At 69.2% G+C, this 7,002-nt stretch carries 5 protein-coding genes; 3 read left to right on the top strand and 2 right to left on the bottom strand.

Annotated features, from left to right (window positions below):
- A partial coding sequence (locus HY68_RS04215) for a LysR family substrate-binding domain-containing protein (RefSeq protein ID WP_041984522.1) occupies positions 1-682 on the top strand: 682 nt, incomplete at its 5' end.
- Positions 683-692: 10 nt separating this feature from the next.
- Here HY68_RS04215 and HY68_RS04210 read toward each other — a convergent pair.
- Positions 693-1,325: a TetR/AcrR family transcriptional regulator gene (locus tag HY68_RS04210; RefSeq protein ID WP_041984520.1), complete on the bottom strand. Its 633-nt coding sequence runs from the start codon at positions 1,323-1,325 to the stop codon at positions 693-695.
- A 94-nt stretch (positions 1,326-1,419) separates the two neighbouring features.
- Between HY68_RS04210 and HY68_RS04205 the strand changes: the two genes are divergently transcribed.
- Positions 1,420-2,343, top strand: coding sequence for a DMT family transporter (locus HY68_RS04205; protein ID WP_041995120.1), 924 nt, complete (start codon positions 1,420-1,422; stop codon positions 2,341-2,343).
- Between the two features lie 344 nt (positions 2,344-2,687).
- Here HY68_RS04205 and HY68_RS04200 read toward each other — a convergent pair whose 3' ends face one another.
- Complete coding sequence (locus HY68_RS04200; RefSeq protein WP_041984518.1) at positions 2,688-5,738, bottom strand: BTAD domain-containing putative transcriptional regulator; 3,051 nt, start codon at positions 5,736-5,738, stop codon at positions 2,688-2,690.
- Positions 5,739-6,215: 477 nt separating this feature from the next.
- On the opposite strand from HY68_RS04200, the gene HY68_RS43450 reads away from it, so the two are divergent.
- A partial coding sequence (locus HY68_RS43450) for an NB-ARC domain-containing protein (protein WP_241778467.1) occupies positions 6,216-7,002 on the top strand: 787 nt, incomplete at its 3' end.

Raw genomic sequence — 7,002 nt, 5'->3', positions numbered from 1 at the left:
CGACGGCCCCTGTCTGCGGGTCGGCTCCACCGCGAGCCGTGCCCTGGCGGGCTGGCTGCGCCGGCTGCGCGACCGGCTGCCCGGCACGGACATCACCCTGCACATGGACGTGTCAGCCGGCGCCCTGCTGAAGATGGTCGCAGCGGGACAGCTCGACGTGGCGTTCGTCCACGAGGTGGAGGGCTGTCCGCTGCCGGTTCCCGACGGCCTGGAGCAGCGCGTACTGGTCGAGCGTGAGCCGCAGTTCGTCTCCATGTCGCTGGACCACCCGGCGGCGGCGAGCTCCGTCGTCGAGCTGGCCGACCTCGCCGAGGACCGCTGGATGATCGACCCGACGGTGGACGGCGAATCGGACGGCCTGCGCCGCGTCCTGGGCGCCGCCGGTCTCAACCCCCGTGTCATGCACGGAGATTATCTAACGGCGGCAAACCTCATCGCGGTCGGCGAGGCGGTCGCCCCCTGCCAGCCCACCTCGGGCCCGCGCGACGACATCGCGATCAGACCGCTGCGCGACGACCCGCTGGCGGTACGGCTGCTGCTGTTCTCCCGCCCGGGAGGCGACGGCGCCGAGGCGTACGCGGACCTGACGGCGGCGTACCGCGAGGCGGCGCTGCGCACCGTCGCGTACCGCCAGTGGCTGACCCACCACAAGAGCCCGCTCCTGCACGCGCCCGCCGCGTAGGCCGCACCGGTCAGTCGGCGCGGGTGCGTCCCACCGTGCCGAGCAGCGTCCGCGCCTGGTCCCTGGCGTGGCCGACCGGATCGGGGAACGTTCGCAGCCCGTGGGCCACGAGCGCGCCTTCGTGCAGCAGCGCGAGGGTGCGGCCCAGGGACTCGGGCTCCGGCGCCGCGGGATCCGCGGTCCGCGCCGCGGGATTCACGGTCCGCGCCTCGCGGGCGAGCGTGGTGAACAGGTCCAGCATCCAGGTCTTCTGGCCGGTGATGATCGCGTACGCGGGGTGGCCGGGGTCGTCGATCTCCGCATGGGCGTTGACCATGCTGCATCCCCGCCGGCTGAACTCGTCCATCCAGTCCCGCGAGGCGTCGAACACCGCGACGATCCGCTCCACGGCTCCGCCGCCCGCCGCGTCCGATGCGGCCAGCCGCTCGGCGAGGAAGGCGCGCCAGCGCTCGTCGCGGGCGGCGAGGTACTCCACGACGAGCTGCTCCTTGGAGCCGAAGCGGTCGTAGAGCGTCTTCTTGGTGACCCCGGCCTCGGCGGCGATGAGGTCCACGCCGACGGCATGGATCCCGCGCTCGTAGAACAGCCGGGATGCGGCGTCCAGTGCGCGGCGGGCGCCCGGCGTCAGTACGATCCGTTCCATCCGTCCACTATACCGTTCTGTTTACTCCGGGTTCGGGTCGGGCAGGCGAGTAAACAGAACGGTTTAGTTGTCTCTCCCGGACGGGTGATGCGTGGTGCAGGTCCTCTTGGCGGTCGGATTCGTCGTCTGCTGGAGCTCCGGATTCATCGGAGCCAAACTCGGCGCGGGCAGCGCCGGCGCAGTGACGATCCTGATGTGGCGCTTCCTGCCGCTCGCCGCCCTCCTCGGGCTGGCAGCGCTGACCGTCACCCGCGCCTCCTGGCGCGGTCTCACGGCGCGCGACCTGCTCCGGCAGGCGGCGGTCGGCCTGCTGTCCCAGAGCGGCTATCTGCTCACGGTCTACTACGCGATCCAGCTCGGCGTCTCCAGTGGCACCACCGCCCTCGTCGACGGCACCCAGCCCCTGGTCGCCGGAGCCCTGGCGGGCCCGCTGCTGCGCCAGTACGTGTCGGCGCGACAGTGGCTCGGGCTCTGCCTGGGCGTCGCGGGCGTCGTCCTGGTCACCACGGCCGACGCCACGGCGACCGCCTCGGCCGGGGTCCGGCCGTGGGCGTACGGGGTGCCGTTCATCGGCATGCTCTCGCTGGTCGCCGCGACGTTCGTGGAGGGCCGCAGCCGTACCCGTACCGCACCGTCGGTCGCCATGACGGTCCACTGCGCCACCAGCGCCGTCGTCTTCACGGCCCTCGCCCTGGCCACGGGCGCGGCGGCACCGCCAGCCGACCCCGATTTCTGGCTGGCGATCAGCTGGCTGATCGGCCTCGCGACCTTCGGCGGCTACGGGCTGTACTGGCTGGTGCTGCGGCGCTACGGCATCACCCGGGTCAACGCGCTGATGTTCCTGATGGCCCCGGTCACCGCGGTCTGGGGCGCCCTGATGTTCCACGAACCCTTCGGCCCACGAACGGCCGCGGGCCTCGCCATCGGCCTGGCAGCGGTGGCTGTCGTCGCCACCGCTCCCGCTCACTCCGGTGATCCCGCTGGTCGTCAGCGATCCGTGAGCCGCTCACCCCGGTGACACACGCTGGGTCCACGAAACTCGTGGACCCAGCGGAGTGGTTCAGCGTTCAATTTGCTTAAGCGACGGACTGTGTTGTGGTCGTTCCGGACGGTGAGCAGATCTGTACGACAAACATGGGCGCTCCGGTCAGCAGCAACGCAGTCAGAGCGAGCGAAACTATGAGCTTCAAGGGTTGTGGCGCTTTCTTTCGTCGTATCCCCGCTGCGTTTCAGCGGGCGGTGGACGTGGAACTTACCACGACAGGGCGTCCCACCTGCACACCCTTGTAACGCAGGTGGCGATGCGATAGGAGGTCCTGCGTGGCGGCGCCTGAAAGGGGTCGAAGTGGTCTGGGCGGGATTCTACGCGCGGTGACCGCAGTCGTCCTTGGTGTGGAAAGCGGCGAGCGCGGCGCTGACTCGCGCAGATTCCTGCGTGGCGCCTATTCCGTTCGCAATGGCGAGGGCGGCTTCGAGGTGCTCGTCGGCGGACGCCGGATTGCCGAGCCGGTACTCCGCCTCGCCGCAACCGCGTAGCGCCTGACATTCCTCGTGTGCCGCTCCGATGCTTCTGGCCAGGTCGAGAGCGCGACGATAGTGAGTTATCGCCTCACGGTGCCGGCCCACCGTCTGGTAGGCCACGCCCATTCTGTGCAAGGTGATGGACGAGTTCTTCCGGTCGCCCAGCCGGTGGAACGTCAGCAATGCCTGTCGGTATATGCCAAGGGCAACATCGAAATCCTCCGACAGGTTCATGGTGTTTGCCAGATTGACTCGGGCGATGGCCCGCTCCGGTTCGCTTCCGTTATGCAGAATAACTTCTACTGGTTCGCCGAGTATCTTTCGCGCTGCTTCTCGGTCACCGGTCTGGAAATAGAGATCGGAAAGATTGTTCCTCACCTTGTTGGCTTGCCGGTCATCATTGGCAGCCTGGAATCCGGCAAGTGAGGCTTGGAACATCTTCAGAGCTGCGGCGTAGTCCCCGATATGGATGAGGGTAATACCGATGTTGTTCTGGGACTTGGCTACGCTCCAGGTGTTTCCGTTTTCCAGACGCAAAGCCAGTGTTCTGTTCTGCAAATCCAGTGCGATCTCGTGGGAGCCGAGGTTCCAGTGCAGTACGCCGAGGAAGTGCAGCGCCTCGACCTCGGCTGTTACCGCCCCCGCCGACCGTGCGAGGTCCAGCGCGCGCCGACCGGAGTCGAGGGCTTCCCCGTAGCTGCCGGCGTGGGAGCGGGCCGAGCCCAGGTCGATCAAGGCCAGGGCCTCGGCCTGTCGGTTGCCCTCCTCGCGCCAGTGGGCCGCTGCCGCCGTGTGCATCTCGCGGGCCTCCGGCCAGTAGCCCTCCTCGTCGAGGAAGCGCGCCAGCACGTGGGCCAGGCGCGCGGCCTTCGCGGGGTTGCCGTGATCTCTCGAACGGCGTTCGGCAGCGATCAGCGCCGCGCGCTCGTCATTCAGCCACCGTCTGGCGCCCTGCGCGTCGTCCCATCCATTTATTCGAATATCGGATAAAAGTTCGAAGAAATCGAGCTGGAAGTGGTGCGGGTATACGGCGCGGTCCGCCTGTGCGCAGGACTCCGTGTAGAAATCGATCAGGCGTTCAACGGCCGTGTCGCGTACGGCCGATGGGTCCTCGGTGGTCGTCAGGGTGCGGGCGAATTCGCGGAGCAGGTCGTGGTAGGCGTACCGCTCGGGGGACGGCTCCCGTATCAGGTGCGCGTCGAGGAGTTCTTCCAACATCCTTTCGGATTCATCGGGTTCACGGCCCAGCAGAGCCGCGGCCGCGTGGAGATCGAAATCCGGCCCGAGGTGCAGGCTCAGCAGCCGGAACGCGGTGCGTTGATCTGCGGGAAGCGTGTGGTACGACATCTCGAACGCGCGAGCGATCTCCATCGAGAAGCCGTCCCGGATTTCGCCGAGCCGGCCGTCCTCCCGCGACAGCCTGCGGATCAGGTGCGCCGTCGTCCACGAAGGACGTGAGACCAGCCGGCCCGCCGCCAGTTCCACGGCCAGCGGAAGGTTTCCGCACAGCCGGGTTATCTCGGACACCTCCGCCTGATCGCGGCTGCGCTCCTCGCCCGCCAGCTGCCGGAACATGGCGTTGGCCTCGTCCGCCGTCATGACGTCCAGGAACAGCGACCGCACCCCGGGCAGACCGGTCAGCCGCCGGCGGCTGGTGATGATGACCAGGGACGGGGAGTCGCCCGGGAGCAGCGGGCGGACCTGCTCCGCGTCGGCTGCGTCGTCGAGGACGATCACCGCGCGGCGGGTGGCGAGCAAGGTCCGCCAAAGAGACACCAACTCGCCCAGCTCACCGGGGATTTCGGAGGCGGGTACGCCGAAGATCCGTAGCAGCGCGGACAGTGCCGCCTGCGGAGTGAGCGGGTTACGGCCCGGGGCGTGTGCCTCCAGGTCGAAGTGGACCTGGCCCGAGGGGAAGGAAGGAGTGAGGCGCCGCGCCGCATGCAGGGCGAGGGTGGATTTGCCGATGCCCGGCATGCCGCTGATGGCCTGGAGGGCGATCACAGCGCCGCCCGGCCCCGGCCCCGGCGCCTGGAGCGCCCGCATCTCTCGTTCCCTGCCGACGAGTTCACCGTGGCTCGGCAAGGTGTGCGGCGCCGCCGAGACCGGTTCGGGCCGCACGAGCAGTTCCGCCACGGGAGCCTGGTTCAGGATGAGTTGCTGGAGCCGCGAGAGCGCGCCGCCCGGCTCGGCGCCCAACTCCTCGCTCAGCCGGCGCCGTACGGTGTCGTACACGCGTAACGCGTCCGCCTGCCGGCCGCAGCCGTAGTCGGCGACCATCAGATGGCCCGCCAGGCCCTCGTCGGTCGGATGCTGTTCGAGCAGCGTCGTCAAGTCCGGTATCAGCTCGGCGAAATGGCCCATCCGTAACTCGACGGCGATTCGGGTGAGCTTCGCGGCCAGATGCTTCTCCGCCATATTCGTCCGGACGCTTTCCGCCCAGAGGCCGGGCAGGCCCGACAGCGGCTCGCCCCGCCAGCCCGCTTCCGCCTCCTCAAGCAAGGCGAGTGCCTGGACGTCGTCCCCCGCGTCGGAGAGGGATCGCGCTTCCGCGGTCAGTCGCTGGAAGCGGTGCAGATCGACCTGATCGGGGTCGATTTCGAGGGTGTACGAACCCGCCTGCTGCGCGAGACGGACATCGCCGTCCGCGCTGTCGAGTCTTCGGCGGATCCGCGCCGCGTACACGTGCAGGCTCGCCCGTGGCTTGCGGGGCGGGTTGTCGTCCCACAGCCGGTGGATCAAGGTGTCGAGGGGGACGGGGCGGCCTGCGTCCACGGCCAGCGCGGCCAGCGTCAGCCCCTCCCGGGCGGTGCCGAGGGCGTCACGGCGACCGCCGGAGCGTAATTCCACCGGCCCCAGGATGAGTATTTCGAAGGTCACCAGCGCCCCCATACCCGGTCCGCTGCCCGCGGGCCCCTGCCAAAGGGTCCCACGATGTCAACTTCGGTCAAAAGGTGGCGTCAGTTGAATACTTATCTTGGCTTGAACGTTCATTAGCTGAATTATTCAGTCTGCAATAGACAAAGTATGGGTAAGTTCCGATCAATCAATGGGCGGGCGCCTCTTCTGGCCGGCCGCGACCGGACGTCGGGGACAATGCACTTACGGGGGAGGGCGGTTGCATTGGGCGAGGTCACGGCTGTCGAGCTGCGTGTGGCTATGACACAGGCATATGCCAGGCTGGGTGGGTGGCGGGCTCTCGTCGGCGCGCTGGAAGGCGTGAGGGGCGTGGATCCGGCGACGGTGTTACGGGTGCGGGCGGCGGCGGAGGGCGACGTCGTTGGGTTGGCTGACGAGCTGGCCGAACAGGCATCCACAGCACCGGAGTTGGCTCGGGCGTTGCGGGGGTGGGTTGATGCGGGCGGGGGAGTGGGAGGGCCGGTCGGCAACACCGTCTCCGGTGACACGTCGATCGACGGGCACCTCGTCCAGGCGCACCACATCCAGGGCGGAGTGCACTTCCACGCCCCGGCCTCCGTCGCCGCACCGGCCGCTCCCGCTGTCCCGCGCCAACTGCTGCCCGTACCGGCCGACTTCACCGGCCGTACGAGCGAACTCGCCACCATGGACGAGCTGGTGGACCGGCCCTTCGGCGGGCCCGCGATCGTCGTCATCAGCGGCTCACCGGGGGTCGGCAAGACCGCCCTCGCCTCCCGCTGGCTGAGCGGTCTGGCCGACGAGTTCCCCGACGGGCAGCTCTACGCCGATCTGCGCGGTCATTCAGGCCAGGACCAGATGCCCGCCGGGCCCGGCGAAATCCTCGGCCAGTTCCTCCGGGCGATCGGCGCGCCGCACTCGCCGGCCGGGCTCGGCGAGCAGGCCGCCCTGTGGCGGTCGCACACTGCCGGGCTGCGGCTCGCCGTGATGCTCGACAACGCGGTGAGCGCCGCGCAGGTACGTCCGCTGCTGCCGGGCGGCTCCGGCACGCTCGTCGCCGTCACCAGCCGGTCCCGGCTGACCGGACTCGGCGTCGACGGCGCGGCGTTCGTCCAGCTCGGCGCGCTCGCCGTGAGCGACGCCGTCGATCTGCTGAGGCGCCGGATCGGCGCCGACCGGGTTGGCAGGGAGCCCGAAGCGGCCCGGCAGGTCGTCACCGCGTGTGCCGGACTGCCGCTGGCCGTGTGCGTGGCGGCGGCACGGATGGCGGTACGGCCGC

Source organism: Streptomyces sp. AcH 505, from assembly GCF_000818175.1.
In the GTDB taxonomy this organism is placed as follows: Bacteria; Actinomycetota; Actinomycetes; order Streptomycetales; family Streptomycetaceae; genus Streptomyces.
Note: the sequence above shows the minus strand (reverse complement) of the source record. Positions and strands in the feature narration are given on the sequence as shown.